This is a genomic window from Bradyrhizobium sp. B124, from assembly GCF_038967635.1.
Taxonomy (GTDB): Bacteria; Pseudomonadota; Alphaproteobacteria; order Rhizobiales; family Xanthobacteraceae; genus Bradyrhizobium.
Genome location: NZ_CP152413.1, coordinates 2,045,932 through 2,059,440, shown reverse-complemented (window position 1 = coordinate 2,059,440; position 13,509 = coordinate 2,045,932). Strand labels below are relative to the sequence as shown.

Annotated in this window: 13 protein-coding genes; 5 read left to right on the top strand and 8 right to left on the bottom strand. The window is 65.1% G+C overall.

The features are described 5' to 3' along the window. Window positions 1-222: 222 nt before the first annotated feature. Window positions 223-1,155, top strand: a complete 933-nt coding sequence (gene coaA / locus AAFG13_RS09915) for a type I pantothenate kinase (RefSeq protein ID WP_342711897.1) — start codon at window positions 223-225, stop codon at window positions 1,153-1,155. Between the two features lie 99 nt (window positions 1,156-1,254). Here the strand turns inward: coaA and AAFG13_RS09910 are convergent, their stop codons facing one another. After that, window positions 1,255-2,199, bottom strand: a complete 945-nt coding sequence (locus AAFG13_RS09910; RefSeq protein WP_342711896.1) for a dehydrogenase — start codon at window positions 2,197-2,199, stop codon at window positions 1,255-1,257. A 142-nt stretch (window positions 2,200-2,341) separates the two neighbouring features. Here AAFG13_RS09910 and AAFG13_RS09905 point away from each other — a divergent pair, with 142 nt between their 5' ends. Further along, the gene (locus tag AAFG13_RS09905; protein ID WP_342711895.1) at window positions 2,342-3,082 is read left to right on the top strand and encodes a hypothetical protein; all 741 of its coding nucleotides are present in this window, start codon (window positions 2,342-2,344) and stop codon (window positions 3,080-3,082) included. 223 nt (window positions 3,083-3,305) lie between these two features. Further along, complete coding sequence (locus tag AAFG13_RS09900) at window positions 3,306-3,692, top strand: hypothetical protein (RefSeq protein WP_212309849.1); 387 nt, start codon at window positions 3,306-3,308, stop codon at window positions 3,690-3,692. Between the two features lie 111 nt (window positions 3,693-3,803). On the opposite strand, the gene AAFG13_RS09895 is transcribed toward AAFG13_RS09900, so the two are convergent. Beyond that, a complete protein-coding gene (locus tag AAFG13_RS09895) occupies window positions 3,804-4,385 on the bottom strand; it encodes an HdeD family acid-resistance protein (protein ID WP_212309848.1) in 582 nt (193 codons plus the stop codon). 240 nt (window positions 4,386-4,625) lie between these two features. On the opposite strand from AAFG13_RS09895, the gene AAFG13_RS09890 reads away from it, so the two are divergent. Next, window positions 4,626-4,847: a dodecin gene (locus tag AAFG13_RS09890; RefSeq protein WP_212309847.1), complete on the top strand. Its 222-nt coding sequence runs from the start codon at window positions 4,626-4,628 to the stop codon at window positions 4,845-4,847. 349 nt (window positions 4,848-5,196) lie between these two features. On the opposite strand, the gene AAFG13_RS09885 is transcribed toward AAFG13_RS09890, so the two are convergent. Both AAFG13_RS09885 and AAFG13_RS09880 read right to left on the bottom strand, forming a co-directional pair. Next, entirely contained in the window at window positions 5,197-5,757 is a 561-nt protein-coding gene (locus tag AAFG13_RS09885; RefSeq protein ID WP_342711894.1) for an N-acetyltransferase family protein, read from the bottom strand. An 18-nt stretch (window positions 5,758-5,775) separates the two neighbouring features. Further along, window positions 5,776-8,133 carry an Orn/Lys/Arg decarboxylase N-terminal domain-containing protein gene (locus AAFG13_RS09880; RefSeq protein WP_212309845.1) on the bottom strand — a complete coding sequence of 786 codons (2,358 nt, stop codon included), beginning with the start codon at window positions 8,131-8,133 and terminating at the stop codon, window positions 5,776-5,778. A 147-nt stretch (window positions 8,134-8,280) separates the two neighbouring features. Between AAFG13_RS09880 and AAFG13_RS09875 the strand changes: the two genes are divergently transcribed. Further along, entirely contained in the window at window positions 8,281-9,450 is a 1,170-nt protein-coding gene (locus AAFG13_RS09875; protein WP_212309844.1) for an acyl-CoA dehydrogenase family protein, read from the top strand. 39 nt (window positions 9,451-9,489) lie between these two features. On the opposite strand, the gene AAFG13_RS09870 is transcribed toward AAFG13_RS09875, so the two are convergent. The 4 genes from AAFG13_RS09870 to AAFG13_RS09855 all read right to left on the bottom strand — a co-directional run bounded on the left by AAFG13_RS09870 (window position 9,490) and on the right by AAFG13_RS09855 (window position 13,477). Beyond that, window positions 9,490-9,912, bottom strand: a complete 423-nt coding sequence (locus AAFG13_RS09870; protein ID WP_342711893.1) for a cupin domain-containing protein — start codon at window positions 9,910-9,912, stop codon at window positions 9,490-9,492. 147 nt (window positions 9,913-10,059) lie between these two features. Then, complete coding sequence (locus AAFG13_RS09865) at window positions 10,060-10,650, bottom strand: tetratricopeptide repeat protein (protein WP_342713575.1); 591 nt, start codon at window positions 10,648-10,650, stop codon at window positions 10,060-10,062. Between the two features lie 403 nt (window positions 10,651-11,053). Next, window positions 11,054-12,787 (bottom strand): adenylate/guanylate cyclase domain-containing protein, encoded by a 1,734-nt coding sequence (locus tag AAFG13_RS09860; RefSeq protein WP_342711892.1) that lies wholly within the window; start codon window positions 12,785-12,787, stop codon window positions 11,054-11,056. A 135-nt stretch (window positions 12,788-12,922) separates the two neighbouring features. Beyond that, window positions 12,923-13,477: a PAS domain-containing protein gene (locus AAFG13_RS09855; protein WP_212310732.1), complete on the bottom strand. Its 555-nt coding sequence runs from the start codon at window positions 13,475-13,477 to the stop codon at window positions 12,923-12,925. Between the last annotated feature and the right edge of the window lie 32 nt (window positions 13,478-13,509).

Sequence of the window (13,509 nt, the reverse complement as noted above, 5' to 3'; positions counted from 1 at the left end):
CGGGTTACGCTTGCGCTAACCCGCCCTACGATTCTGGCCGAGACAGTCACCTTGTAGCCCGGATGAGCGAAGCGATATCCGGGGAGAGACCTTCCCGCATATCGCTTCGCTCATGCGGGCTACTCGTTTGCCATCAAGCCTCCGGCGCAGGGCCATTGACGCCGCTGGCTTCACCTCGGCAAGATCGATCGGATGCATCAGGCTCACCGTGAACGGATGAGAATGACCCACCCCGACGAGCTCTCCGCCTACATGATGTTCGGCCGCGGCGACTGGGCGGCATTGCGCTCCAGCACGTCGCTGACACTGTCGGATGCCGATCTCACGGCGCTACGCGGCTTGAACGGGCCGATTACGTCCGCCGAAGTCAGCGACGTGTATCTGCCGCTGACGCGCCTGTTGAACCTGCATTTCTCGGCGGCCCGCAATCTGATGCAGGTCAAGGCGGAGTTTCTCGGCCGGCCGGCCCGCCCATCGCCCTACATCGTCGCGTTGGCCGGGAGTGTCGGCGTCGGCAAGAGCACCTTTGCCCGTGTGCTGTGTGCGCTGCTGGTCGGCTGGGCAGACCACCCGCACGTCGAGCTGGTGACGACCGACGGCTTCCTGCATTCCAACGCTGTTCTGGAAGAGCGCGGCCTGATGCGGCGCAAAGGCTTTCCCGAGAGCTACGATCTGCCGCGGATGCTGCGGTTTCTCGCGGCAGCCAAGGCGGGTGAAGGTGAGCTCGAGCTGCCGGTCTACTCGCACCTGATCGGCGACATCGTGCCGTCGGAACGGCAGGTCATCCAGCAGCCGGACATCCTGGTGTTCGAGGGCCTCAACGTGCTGCTGGCACGCGGCACGGCGCCGGTGGTGGTCTCGGATTTCTTCGACTTCTCGATCTACCTCGATGCCGATGAGGCCGACATCCAATCCTGGTATGTCGAGCGCTTCCTCAGGCTGCAGCCGACCGCGTTCCGAAACCCCGCCTCCTATTTCCACCATTACAGGGACCTGCCGCCCGGCGACGCGCGCGAGGTCGCGGAGCGGCTGTGGCGCGAGCATCATCGCGCCAATCTCAGGGAGAACATCTTGCCGACGCGGACGCGGGCCGACATCGTACTGCGCAAGCGCTCCGACCATTCGATCGGCGAGGTCTGGTTGCGGGAGACGTAGGGTGTAGGGCGGATTAGCCGAAGGCGTAATCCGCCGTCTTTCCATGCGCTGCGGCGCGGCGGGTTACGGCTTCGCCTAACCCGCCCTACGTTTTCGCCGTCACCCTAACTTCTTCCCCAACTGCGCAAGCACCGCCTCGCAGGTCATCAGATCGAGATGCCCGCCGCCGGCGTTCTTGAAGAAGGTGATGTCGTCGGCGGACAGGCGGCCTTTGACCTTGCCGGTTGCGAGATCATAGTGATCGCCGAGCACGTCGCTTTCCTTGATCGCGCCGCTCGCGATCGGCGCCAGAATGTCGCCGACGCCGTCGAAGGCGGATTCCCTTCGGTCGACGAAGATGCGCGAGCGCCGCGCCGCCTCGTCGTCGGACTCGCGGGTCTCGGGGGTGAAGCCGCCGACCAGATCGAGATGGATGCCGGGCTTCAGGTTCGCGCCCTTGACCAGCGGTTCGCGCGAGCGGGTGCAGGTGGTGATGATGTCGGCCTCGCGCGTCGCGGCATCGAGATCGGTGACGACATCCGCGGCGATGCCGTCGCTTTCCAGCAGCGTGGCGAGCTCGTGCGCGCGCTCGACCGTCCGGTTCCAGATCCGCACCCGCTTCAGAGACGGCCGCACCGTGCGGTGGCCGCGCACCAGCCAGTGCGCCATCTCGCCGGCGCCGACCACCAGCAGCGTCGCGGCATCCGGCCGCGCCAGATGCTTGGCGCCGAGCGCGGAGTCCGCGGCGGTCTTCCAATGGGTGATCTCGGCGGCGTCCATCACCGCCAGCGGCCGCCCGTCATTGCCGTCGAACAGCACGCAGACCGCCTGCACGGCCGGCAGCTTGCCGTGCGCGAGGTTGCCCGGGAAGCTGGTGTAGAGCTTGGTCATCATGAAGCGGCCGGCATCGACCGCGCTGCGGGTCACCAGCTGCTGGCCCCTGTCGTCGCCGAGATAGCCGTCCTTGACCGCGATCTTCGGCCGCCGGTGCGCGGCCTCGATCGCTTCGATCAGGATCGGAAAGGTCAGGACGCGGTTGACCTCGCGGTCGTCGACAATATGCACTGTTTCTCTCCTCGGGCGCGCCGGACGCCCCAAAAGCGCTCCGGACTGATAGCGCGTAGGGAAGGCCAGTCAACCGGACATGCGCCGCCGCGCGGCACTTGCTATCCTGCGCACCTGATTCTCTCGCAGGTCCTTGCAAGCCGTGGTTGCAGTTGTCGTCGCGATCCTGATCTTCATGCTGCTCGGCGGCGCCGCGCTTGCCACCATGGCGATCCATGGCCGGCTCGGCGAGCACCACCGCAGCGACGAGACCAATACCTCGGTACGCCTGGTCGCGACCCTGTTCGTCACCATGCCGTCGCTGCTGCTCGGTCTGATGATGAACAATTCGGCCAACACCTATGCGGCGGTTGACCGCAACCTGCACGTCTTCGCGACCGACCTCATCCTGCTCGACCGCAGCCTGCGGCCGCTCGGCCCCAGCGCCGACGAGCCGCGCAAGCGGCTGCTCGCCTATGTCGAGCAGGCGCTCAAGGATGCCCCGATCTCGCGCGCGAACGAGGTGTCCGAACATCTGCTCGACGAGGTCGGCAACAGTCTCCGCGAGCTGAAGTTCAACGACGAGCAGAAGATTGCGCTTTGGAACGACGCCCGCTCGGTCTATCGGCAGGCGGTGCAGCAGCGCTGGACCTTTGTCGAGCAGTCCGACGGGTCGTTCCCGTCACCGCTGATCTGCATCCTGGTCGGGTGGCTGACGCTGATGTTCGCGACGCTGGGGTTTCGCGCGCCGCGCAATGCGGTGGTGGTCTCGACCTATATCGCCGCCGCGGCGCTGATCTCGGCCGCGATCTATCTGATCCTCGAAATGAGCACGCCGTTCTCCGGCCCGATCCAGCTCTCCGACCGCCCGCTGGTGCGCGCGGCAGAGGAGATCAGACGGTAAGCATCAAGTGCTGTAGCCCGGATGAGCGAAGCGATATCCGGGATAGTCTCCCGCATATCGCTTTGCTCATGCGGGCTACGGGCCGGTATCGGCACGCGCTCTCGCCTTTATTCCCCTCACGCCCGTCTCTCGGCCGAAAATTCTTCGCGCGCAGCCAACGGAATACGGTGCGTCCTCCGGCGTCCTACGCATGCAAGCCATTTGCATTCGAAAGGGAGACACCATGAAGACAACGCTCGCACTCGCGTTCGCTACTGCCGCTTCGTTTGCGCTCGCGTCCGCCGCCTTTGCCGCGCCGCCGACCAAGACCGGCACCACGGCGAAGGGCTCAGTCCTGACCGACGCCAAGGGCATGACGCTCTACACCTTCGACAAGGACAGCGACGGCAAATCGGCCTGCAACGGCCCCTGTGCCACCAACTGGCCGGTGCTGAAGGCGGAAGCCAGCGACAAGGCCGAAGGCGGCTACACCATCATCGCGCGTGACGACGGCTCGAAGCAGTGGGCCTACAAGGGCAAGCCGCTCTATACCTTCGCCAAGGACCAGAAGGCCGGCGACATCACCGGCGACGGCTTTCTCAACGGCGCCTGGCACCTCGCGCAGCCCTGAGCATTGCAGGGAGAACTGCAGGGCGGGTTAGCGCAAGCGTAACCCGCCATCGTTCCGCCTGTGAGATTTGCGGCGGGTTACGCTGTCGCTAACCCGCCCTACATTCGCGCGTCACGCTCGCTGCTTCAGCGCCATGCCCATGCTGATCCAGCTGACGCCGGCGCAGATCAGGTCGACGCTGAGGAAGATGCCAAGCACGTAAAGGCTCGACACCGGCCAGCGCGCCAGGATCATGACCCCGAGCACCAGCGTGATCAGCCCGGAGATCGCGACCATTCCCCACGGCGCCGCCGAGTTCATGCCGAACGCCAGGAAGATGCGGACGATGCCGGAGACCACCAGCGCGATGCCGAGGAATAGCGTCAGGGTCGCTGCGGCGAGCAGCGGGTTCTCGAAGGTGATGAAGCCCGCGACGACATAGAGCGCGCCGAGCAGCAGCCAGAACAGGAACTTGCCCCAGGTCTTGAACTGGAATGCGTTGATGATCTCGGCAACGCCGGCGACGATCATCATCGCGCCGACGAACAGCACGCTGACGACGGTGGCAAAGAACACGCTGCCGAAGGCGAGCACGCCTGCGATCAGGTAGATCACGCCAAGGGCGACGATCCAACCCCACTTGGCGCGAAGGTTGGCAAGCCCGGATCCGAGGCTGTGAGGAGGTGTGGCGGGTGAGCTGGACGCTGTCGACATCGTATCGCTCCCGAATACTTGGTCAAACCATGCTACCATAGGTCATGGCGCGGACAAGGGCAGGCGCCCGGCTGGCACCAAATGCATGCTGGCACCAAAGGCGCCGCAACACGTTGATTCAAGTCAACCGGTGTGTTGCCGCGCAGCATTCGTCGTTTGACGACAGCCCGTACCGGACGACGGACTGTCCGGATCGGAGTGCAAATTGTCCGGATCGCGCATCCACCCAAGGAGGTCGACATGCCCACCACGCACGACAAGGACCACGTCTACAAGATCCTCGAACTGGTCGGATCATCGGACAAGAGCATCGAGGCGGCGATCGAGAACGCCGTCAGCCGCGCGTCGAAGACGGTCCGGGAAATGAAATGGTTCGAGGTGGTGCAGACCCGGGGCCATATCGAAGACGGCAAGGTCCGCCACTACCAGGTGGCGCTGCGGGTCGGGTTCACGCTGGAATAGGGCGCTTAGGCAGCTTATCGCGAGAGCGCGAGGCTGAATCGCATCCTCATCTGTCATCGCCCGGCTCGACCGGGCGATCCAGTACGCCGCGGCTTCTCGGCTCAAGCACAGCCGTCTCTGGAATACTGGATCACCCGCATGCGCGGGTGATGACACCGCGTGTGTGAGGCCTTGAATCGAGAACCATCCTCATCGTCGTCCTGGCGAAAGCCAGGACCCATTACCCCAAATGTCAATTGTTGTGCGACGCTGGGGCCGCTGTCCCGTTCATCACCGAATGCGGTGGTTATGGGTCCTGGCTTTCGCCAGGACGACGAATGGCAGGGAGCCGCGCAGCCCCCATCACCCATCACCGCCGCGACAGCGGCGCGGGTGGCGGCGGGGCGGTCGAGCCGGCGGCGAGCGAGCGCTGCACCATCACGGTGTCGGACCAGCGGCCGTAGCGATAGGCGACACCGGGCAGATGGCCGACGCGGGCAAAGCCGAAGCGGTCGTGCAGCGCCAGCGACGCGGCGTTGTCGCTGTCGATGTAGCCGATCATCTGGCGGAAGCCGGAAGCGGCGCAAGTGTCGATCAATTCCTGCAACAGCCGGCCGCCGACGCCCTTGCCGGTGAAGCCGTGGTGAATATAGATCGAATGCTTCACCGTGTAGCGATAGGCCGGACGCTTGCGGAACTGGACCACATAGGCATAGCCGACCACTTCGCCCTCGCACAGCGCGACCAGATGCGGCAGGCGGGTGTTGCGCAGATTCTTGCGGCGGTCGCGCAGGTCGTCGGGCTCCGGCGTGCCGCTGTCGTCGACGCTCTCCTCGATGCCGTGGCGGATGTGATAGCGGTAGATCGACAGCATCGCATCGACGTCGCTGTCGCGCGAGGGTCGGACGGTGATCTTGTGATCATTCTCCATTGTGTTGCGTTCGCTGGCCTATTCGGACACGACATAGGTGTAGAAGCGGACCCGGCCGGCGTCGTCTATCTCCTTGTAGATGCCCTGGACCTCGACCTCGAAGCCCGGGAACGCATTGAAGCTCGCCTCGAACATCCGCAAGTAGTCGATCATCGGCTTGCTGCGTTCCGACAGTCGCTCGCCGGGCACGATGGTGGCGATGCCGGGCGGGTAGACCACGAACGGCGTCGCGGCGATGCGGCCGAAGATCTGGTCGATCGGCAGATAGTCGACGTCGTTGCGGATCAGATATTGCGCCGCCTGGCGCGGCGACATCGCGATCTCCGGGAGATGCTCGGGCAGGAATTGCTTGGCCTGCAGCGTGCTGACGCCGCCGTCGCGGAAGAAGCGGTGCATGTCGCCGCAGAGGTCGCGCAGCCGCACTCCGGTGTAGCGTTGCGGGCGGCGGCGGAAGAATTCGGGGATGACGTCCTCGACCAGCGCGTTGTCGTCGTGCAGCTTCTTGAAGGCGACGAGCCCGGACACCAGCGTGCCGGCCTTGCTGGCCTCGACGCCCGGCGTCAGCAGGAAGAGCAGGGAGTTGAGGTCGTTCTTCTCGGCGACGATCTGGTTCTCGCGCAGATATTGCGCGACGACCGGGGCGGGGATGCCGTGATCGGCATAGGCGCCGGTGGCGTGGTCGAACCCCGGCGTCAGCAAGGTGAGCTTGTTCGGGTCGGTCATGGCAAATCCCGCGGTCAGCTCCGGGAAGCCGTGCCAGGTTTCGCCCGGGCTGAGCTGCCAGTAGGACGGATTGGTCGCGAGCTGATCGGTCGAGATCGTCTCCCAGGCGACATTGTGCACGCCGTTCTCGCGCGCGACGTCGGGGATCATCACGCGGTCCGGCACGAACGGCTCGAAGAACCAGCGCCGCTCGGCGCGCGTCTCCTTCTCCTCGAACTCGCGCTTCACCGCGCGGATCTTCTTGCGCAGCTCGATGCCGAGCCGGATCGTGTCGTCCCAAAGCACTTCGCCGGAGCGGCCCTTCATCATCTGCGCGCCGACGTCGAGCGAAGCGAAGATCGGATAGAACGGCGAGGTCGAGGCGTGCTGCATGAAGCTTTCGTTGAAGCGGCGGTGCTCGACCCGGCGCTTCTGGCCCTTGATGTGGCGGTCGCGGATGTGGATCTGCGAGGCCTGCGAGAAGCTCGCGAGCTGCTTGTGGGTCGATTGGGTGGCGATGATGCCAGGCGCCTCGGGGCCGAGATTGGCGAGCCCCATCGCGAAGCGGCCGGAATAGATCGGGTGGAACTTCATGAAGCCGGCCCAGGCCTCGTCGAACAGGATGTAGTCGCAGAGATGGCCGATCCGCTTGAGGATCATCTCGGCGGAGTGGATGGTGCCGTCATAGGTGCACTGCTCGACCACGGCGACGCGGAACGGACGCTCCTTCTTCCAGGCGTTCTCGTCCTTGACCAGCGGGTGCTTGCGGATCTGGTCGCGCAGTGCGCCCTCGTCGAGCAGGTCCCAGCGCATCGGGCCGATCAGGCCCCAGGCGTTGCGCACCGTCGGCACATAGACCGGGATGCCGCCGCCGATCAGGAGCGCGCCGTGATGAGCGGCCTTGTGGTTGTTGCGGTCGAACAGCACGAGATCGCCGTCGGTAACCAGCGAGCCGAGCGCGACCTTGTTGGATGTCGAGGTGCCGTTGAGCACGAAATAGGTCTTCTCGGCGCCGAAGATCTTGGCGGCTTCCTTTTGCGCCCGCAGCGCCGGCCCCTCATGGGTGAGAAGGTCGCCGAGATCGAGCACGGAATTGTCGAGGTCGTCGCGGAACACCGCCTCGCCGAGATGTTCGACGAACACCCGGCCGATCGGGCTGCGGCTGTAGAACACGCCGCCATTGTGGCCCGGGCAGGTCCAGAGCTGGTTGCCTTCCTCGGCATAGTCGACCAGCGCCCCGAAGAACGGGGTCTTCAGGTTCTCGGCATATTGCTTCAGCCTGGAGATCAGGTTCTTGGCGATGAAGGGCGGGGTTTCCTCGGACAGGAACACGTAGCCGTCGATGAAATCGAGCACCTCGACCGGCAGGTCCTCGAACCGCTTGCGGCGGATCAGCAGGAGGATCGGGAAGTCGAGGCCGCGCCGGCGCATCAGATTGATCAGCGCCGCGGTCTTGCCCTCGAGACCCTTCTTGCCCCAGTCGACCACCATGCAGCCGATCGCCGCATCGGTCTGCACCGCGATCTCGGCATCTTCCAGTTTGCGGGCGCGGACCACCTCGAAGCCGGAGCGCTCGATTTCGGCGATGATCTGGTTGAAGCGGATGCCTTCGAGGTCGTCGGCCTCGAAAACCGGCGCCGCGAACAGGAAGTTGAAGCGTTTGAAATAGTCCATGCATGTCCCCGAAACTGGTCCGCTGAACCTGTCTGCACAATTCATGACAAAGAGATGACGGTCCCTCTGCGACGCCAAGCCCGATGGTCAAATTCGCGTCCACGCGCTGAATTCCCGATATTGCCAGCTCTCGGAAAGGAAGGCGTCATGCCCCAGCCTGCCAAAGATCCTGCCAGATCCAGCGTTGCGGACCATTTGACCGCGCTCGAGCGGCTTGCCCCGCTGATTGCCGAGCAACGGGCGGATTTCGACCGGGAGCGCCGGCTTCCCGACGCCGTGGTCCGCGCCCTGGCCGAGGCCGGAATGTTTCGGCTGTATCTGCCGAAAGCGCTGGGCGGGCCGGAATTCTCGCCGCTCGACTTCATGACGATCGTCGAGGCGGCCGCCGCGCTCGACGGCTCGGTCGGCTGGCTGGTCGGTAATGGCGGCGGCATGAGCCGGGCCGGCGGCTATCTGCCGGAGGAGGTGGTGCGGGGCTGGTTCGCCGATCCGCTGGCGTTCATCGCGAGCGCCACCGGGGCGATCGGGACGGCGGTCGAGGTCGAGGGCGGCTATCGCGTCAGCGGACGCTGGCCGTTCGGCAGCGGCGCGCCCCACGCGACCAGGTTCATGGGGCTGGCGAGCGTCAAGGGGCCCGACGGCAAGGACAGCCCGCCGATCTGCTGCTACGTCGATCGCGCCGACGTCCGCCTCCACGACACCTGGTTCGTGTCCGGACTGCGCGCCACCGGAAGCTGCGACTTCGAGATGCAGGACTGTTTCGTGCCTGACAGCCACACCCATCCGCTGGTCGACTTCAAGCCGACCCAGCCGGGTATCCCGTACCGGCTGCCGGGTCTCGCGGCGTTTTCCTGGACGGTCTCGGTCGTGCCGCTCGGGATCGCGCGCGGCGCGCTCGACGCCTTCATCGCGCTCGCGGGCAAGAAGCCCCGGCTCGGTGGCGTCGGCCAGCTGCGCGACGGTGAACTGGTCCAGTCGATGGTCGGCCGAGCCGAAACGGCGCTGCGCTCCGCGCGGGCGCTGCTGGTCGAGGACATGACGGAGCTGATGGCGGCGAGCGAGGCCGGAGGCGAGCGGCTGATTGAAGCGCGGCTGCTGCACCGGATCGCCTGCGCCAATGCCGGCGAAACCGCCGCGCGTGTCGTCGAGATGATCGCGGCGGCCGCCGGCACGGCCGCGATCTTCGAGACCGGTACGCTGGAACGTTCGATCCGCGACGTCCAGGCCGCGATCAAGCATGTCGCGATGACCCCGATCAGCTACGGGCTGGTTGGCCGCGTAAAACTCGGCCTGCCGCTCGGCACGACGCGGTTTTAAGCAGGGCCGCCGGCGGTGCAGGCTTCTTGCGTCGAGCGGTCAGGAAGCGACCGGCACCAGGCCGTAGCGCAGCATCGTCTCTTTCATCCTGGCTGGATCGGGGGCACCCCCCGCCATCAGGACCGCCATGTCCTTGAAATATTGCGGTCCGAGCGCGCCGGGGCTGAGGAGGCAGAGGCAGGTCGCCGGACCGTTCGAGCGGTTGGTGAAGCCGTGCACGACACCGCGCTTGATGAACACCGACTCGCCGGGCCCGATGTGGATCTCCTTGCCGTCGACCCGCCAGGTCGAGACGCCCGAAAGCCCGTAGATCGTCTCGTCCCAGCTCTCGTGATAGTGCGGAATCGGCATCCGGGCATTCGGTTGCAGCGTCATCTCGAACAGATCGACGCTGCCGCCGGTGGTCTCCTTGCTCTGCAGGAATTTGAGCTGCAACGTACCGAAGTCAATCAGATCGGGCATGACGGACTCGCAAATGGTTCGGGTGCCCACGATAGCGGACGGCGCCGAAGGAAGCCAACGGCGCGTGCAGCCCGGACGCGCGATGCGATGTCCGGGCCGGATCTAGTGATCCCGTATTCCGCTCATGTCGGCTCCGCGCCGGTGCGCTCAGTAGACGAGGTTCGTACCCGGCGGCTTCTCCAGTGCGGCTGCCAGCGTGCGATACTCCTCGCAGTCGGTGCCGCAGATCTCGCCGATCCGCTGCAGATGATACTGCGCCTGGTCGCGGTTGCCTTGTTCGATCTGCCACAGACCGTAGTAGTTCCACGTCAGCACGTGGTTGGGATCGGCCTTCAGCGCGCGCTCGTACCAGACCTGCGACTGCTTGTAGTCGCCGAGCTTGCGATAGGAGTAACCGATCAGGTTCGCGACATCAGGATGATCATCGCGGCCGAGCGCGTTCAGCTGATCGATCGCGGCGGCGTAGTCGTTGCGTTCGTAGATCGTCGCATAGGCCGCGCGATAGCTGTCGCGGAATGCCGGATCATCGAAGCCGGATTGCTTGATCGGCTTCTTGACCCTGTGCGTGGTCTTTCTGTCCTTCTGCTGGGGATAGGCCGGCGCAGGCGTGCTGTAGCTCGACCCGTAGAAGTCTCCGCCGCCTGCTCCTCCTCCGCCGCCACCACCACCTCCACCGGCGGCGAGGGCAGTGTGCGGTGGGAACAGGATGATCGGCGCTGTCAGAAATGCCGTAAGCATTGCGAGCTTCATCGGTGACTTGATCATGCGCACCTCCCGACTAGACGTGGACAGTCATTGATCTGAAGCACTAACTCCCGATCGCGAGAGACATTCCGCGCGTTCTGAAAAATTGTTTGCCGATGCGGCAATCGCACTGTCGCTTCCGAACGTCGCGCGTGCACGTGCGCCGAATGTTTTGTTCGCACCATCGAATGGCGGAGTGGAAACTAACATCGGTGTTAGAATTGGGCCGGTCGCACATGGGCAGTGTGAAGGGCAGGTCAGCGTCAATGCGTGTAGTCCGGATGAGCGAAGCGATATCCGGGATCTTTCTTTCCGCATATCGCGGAGCCCGTCATCGGGCGCGCATGTCGCGCGAGCCGTTGGCTCATGCGGGCTACAACCGCCGTTACTTCCGCCGCTACTTCTGCTCCAGGTACCAGGCGCCGTCCCAATCCGCCGCCGGCGGATTTTGCCTGAACGCTGCGACGCGCGCCTTCATGGCGATCGACGGTCCGTCGACCGGCGCCGCAGCCAGTGCGGCAGTGAAAGCTTGCTCGGCGTCGTCCCAGCGGCGGTCGCGATAGGCGGCGAGACCATCGGCGTAGCGCTGCCGCAACTCGGTCTGCGCCGGCGTCAGTTGATCCTTCTTGCCGAGTATCTCGAACACAGCGACCGGCTGGGTCTGGCCGACGGCGACGAGGCGGTCGATCTCGCGCAGCTCGATGGTCGCGGCGCAGGCGCTCGCGGTGGCTTCCGAGATCAGGCTGCGGCTGCCGTAGAACTTGTTGGCGCCTTCCAGCCGCGAGGCGAGGTTCACGGTGTCACCGAGCACGGTGTAGCTCATCATGAATTCGGAGCCGATGCTGCCGACCAGCACTTCACCGGTGGCGATCCCGATCCGGATGTCGCAATCGGCCGGGATGGCGCGCACACCGAGCAGTTCGGGCAGATCCTTGCGCAGCTGGTTGACCTGGCCGATCATGTCGATGGCGGCAAGCGCGGCCAGATGGGTCTGTTCGGCTTCCTCGACGAAGGGGGCGCCCCAATAGGCCATGATGGCGTCGCCGATATATTTGTCGATGATGCCGCGATGTGCATGGACCGGCGCGGACATCGTCGACAGATACAGGTTCATGATCTTGACGAGACCGCGCGGCGTCACGCCTTCGCTCAGGCTGGTGAAGCCCTTCATGTCGCAGAACATCACCGTCATGATGCGGCGCTGTCCTTCGGTGGCGGCGATCGCCGGCTGCTCGAGCAGGCCCTCGGCGATCCGCGGATTGATGTAGCGGCCGAAGGTCTCGCGGATGCGCTGGTTGTGACGCAGCGTCTCGATCATGCGGTTGAAGGCGGCGGAGAGCTGGCCGATCTCGTCCTGGGTCGTGATCGCGATGGTGCCGTCGAGGCGGCCCGCCTCGACCTCGCGGGTGCCTTCCAGCAGCCGCATCACCGGGCGCGTGATGCCGCTGCCGACCAGCATCGCGAACACGAAGCCGAGGATCGCGGCAATCGCGGTCACGACACCGGAGATGATGATCGCCCGCTGCTGGGCACTCATTACCTTCGCCGCGGCCGAAGCGACCTGCGCCAGCATGTCGGTACGAATGCCTTCGATCTTGTTGTTGAAGTCGTCGCGCAGGACGTCGGCGCGGAGCGTGGTCGCTTTCGCGGCCGCGAAGTCCTGGGCGTCGAGCTGGTCGAGCAGCGTCTTGTTCTCGGCATTCAGGCGCATCAAGAGATCGTTGACGGCATTGTCGATGCGGTCATCGAGGCGCCCGAGGGCGGCGTTGTCCGACGGGGTCGAGGGATCGGCGATGATCGAATCGATCAGCACGCGCGCTGCATCGGCCTCGCGTTTGATCGTCGGCTCGATCTCGTCGAAGGTCTTGCGCGCCGCGTCGTAGCCGCTGGCTTCCCCCGGCGCCTGCATCTTCGCCATCATCATCCGGCGCATCGCCAAAGACCGCTCCAGCGAGCGGATGTTGACGCGGGCGAGATGACCATAGGCGGGGATGTAGCGGTTGGTGAGCTCATCCAGGAGATGGCCGACCTGGCCCGCCATCACCATCGACAGCAGCGAGGTGATCACCGCGAGGACGATGAGTCCCGCGGCGATGCCGACGATCTTCTGCCTGATCGAATTGCGAAACATGCCCAGCCCGGCCGCAGCTGCAATAAGCGGATCACCCCCGCCATGGCGGCGAACCAGCTAATAGAGTTCCGCGGCCCGCGGTGCAAGCGACCGGCGTGGCCTGTCCCGTCGCCGGGCGGCGGCTGGCATCGGGGGCTAGCGCAGTCCTTCGTAGACCATCAGGCCGCGCGCGATTGCGAGCTTGCGCAGGGTCCGCGGCACCAGCCGCTCCTGGGGATGCAGGTAGCGCCACGAGGTCAGGACGAGGTCGTGCAGCGGGGTGACATCGTCCTCGAACGGGGCGAGCAGGCCGGTCAGGCTCGCCGGCATATGGACGCGGGCGGTGAAGGGCAGCAGCAGCAATTCAAGGTGCGCCTTGGAGCCGGTTTCGGTCGTGGCGGTGACACCGGCGATGGCCGGCAGGGTCTCTTCGACGACACAGGTGATGATGTCTTCGATCTCGCCGCGGCTTTCGCCGGTGAAAAGGGCGGAAAAGCTGCGGTTCTTGAGGTCGCAGCCGAGCAGGGCGGAGGTGCGGGTGCCGGCGACGCGGAACGGAAAGCGGGTTTCGCCGTCATAGGACAGCACGAAGATGTCGGACAGCAGCTCGCGCACCGCGGACGGTTCGAATTCACTCCGGTCGGGTGCACGCGCAGTGCCGCGCTTCGCATTCCAATAGGCGAAGAATTCGCGGCTGGAGCTGTGTTTCATATAAAGAACCTTGCCCGGCACCTGGCTCGGCG

What these genes read in the sequence shown, in the direction of transcription:
- coaA (WP_342711897.1), top strand. Translation starts at nt 223, where the DNA reads ATGACCCACCCCGACGAGCTCTCCGCCTACATGATGTTCGGCCGCGGC.
- AAFG13_RS09900 (WP_212309849.1), top strand. Translation starts at nt 3,306, where the DNA reads ATGAAGACAACGCTCGCACTCGCGTTCGCTACTGCCGCTTCGTTTGCG.
- AAFG13_RS09895 (WP_212309848.1), bottom strand. Translation starts at nt 4,385, where the DNA reads ATGTCGACAGCGTCCAGCTCACCCGCCACACCTCCTCACAGCCTCGGA.
- AAFG13_RS09890 (WP_212309847.1), top strand. Translation starts at nt 4,626, where the DNA reads ATGCCCACCACGCACGACAAGGACCACGTCTACAAGATCCTCGAACTG.
- AAFG13_RS09885 (WP_342711894.1), bottom strand. Translation starts at nt 5,757, where the DNA reads ATGGAGAATGATCACAAGATCACCGTCCGACCCTCGCGCGACAGCGAC.
- AAFG13_RS09880 (WP_212309845.1), bottom strand. Translation starts at nt 8,133, where the DNA reads ATGGACTATTTCAAACGCTTCAACTTCCTGTTCGCGGCGCCGGTTTTC.
- AAFG13_RS09875 (WP_212309844.1), top strand. Translation starts at nt 8,281, where the DNA reads ATGCCCCAGCCTGCCAAAGATCCTGCCAGATCCAGCGTTGCGGACCAT.
- AAFG13_RS09870 (WP_342711893.1), bottom strand. Translation starts at nt 9,912, where the DNA reads ATGCCCGATCTGATTGACTTCGGTACGTTGCAGCTCAAATTCCTGCAG.
- AAFG13_RS09865 (WP_342713575.1), bottom strand. Translation starts at nt 10,650, where the DNA reads ATGCTTACGGCATTTCTGACAGCGCCGATCATCCTGTTCCCACCGCAC.
- AAFG13_RS09860 (WP_342711892.1), bottom strand. Translation starts at nt 12,787, where the DNA reads ATGTTTCGCAATTCGATCAGGCAGAAGATCGTCGGCATCGCCGCGGGA.
- AAFG13_RS09855 (WP_212310732.1), bottom strand. Translation starts at nt 13,477, where the DNA reads ATGAAACACAGCTCCAGCCGCGAATTCTTCGCCTATTGGAATGCGAAG.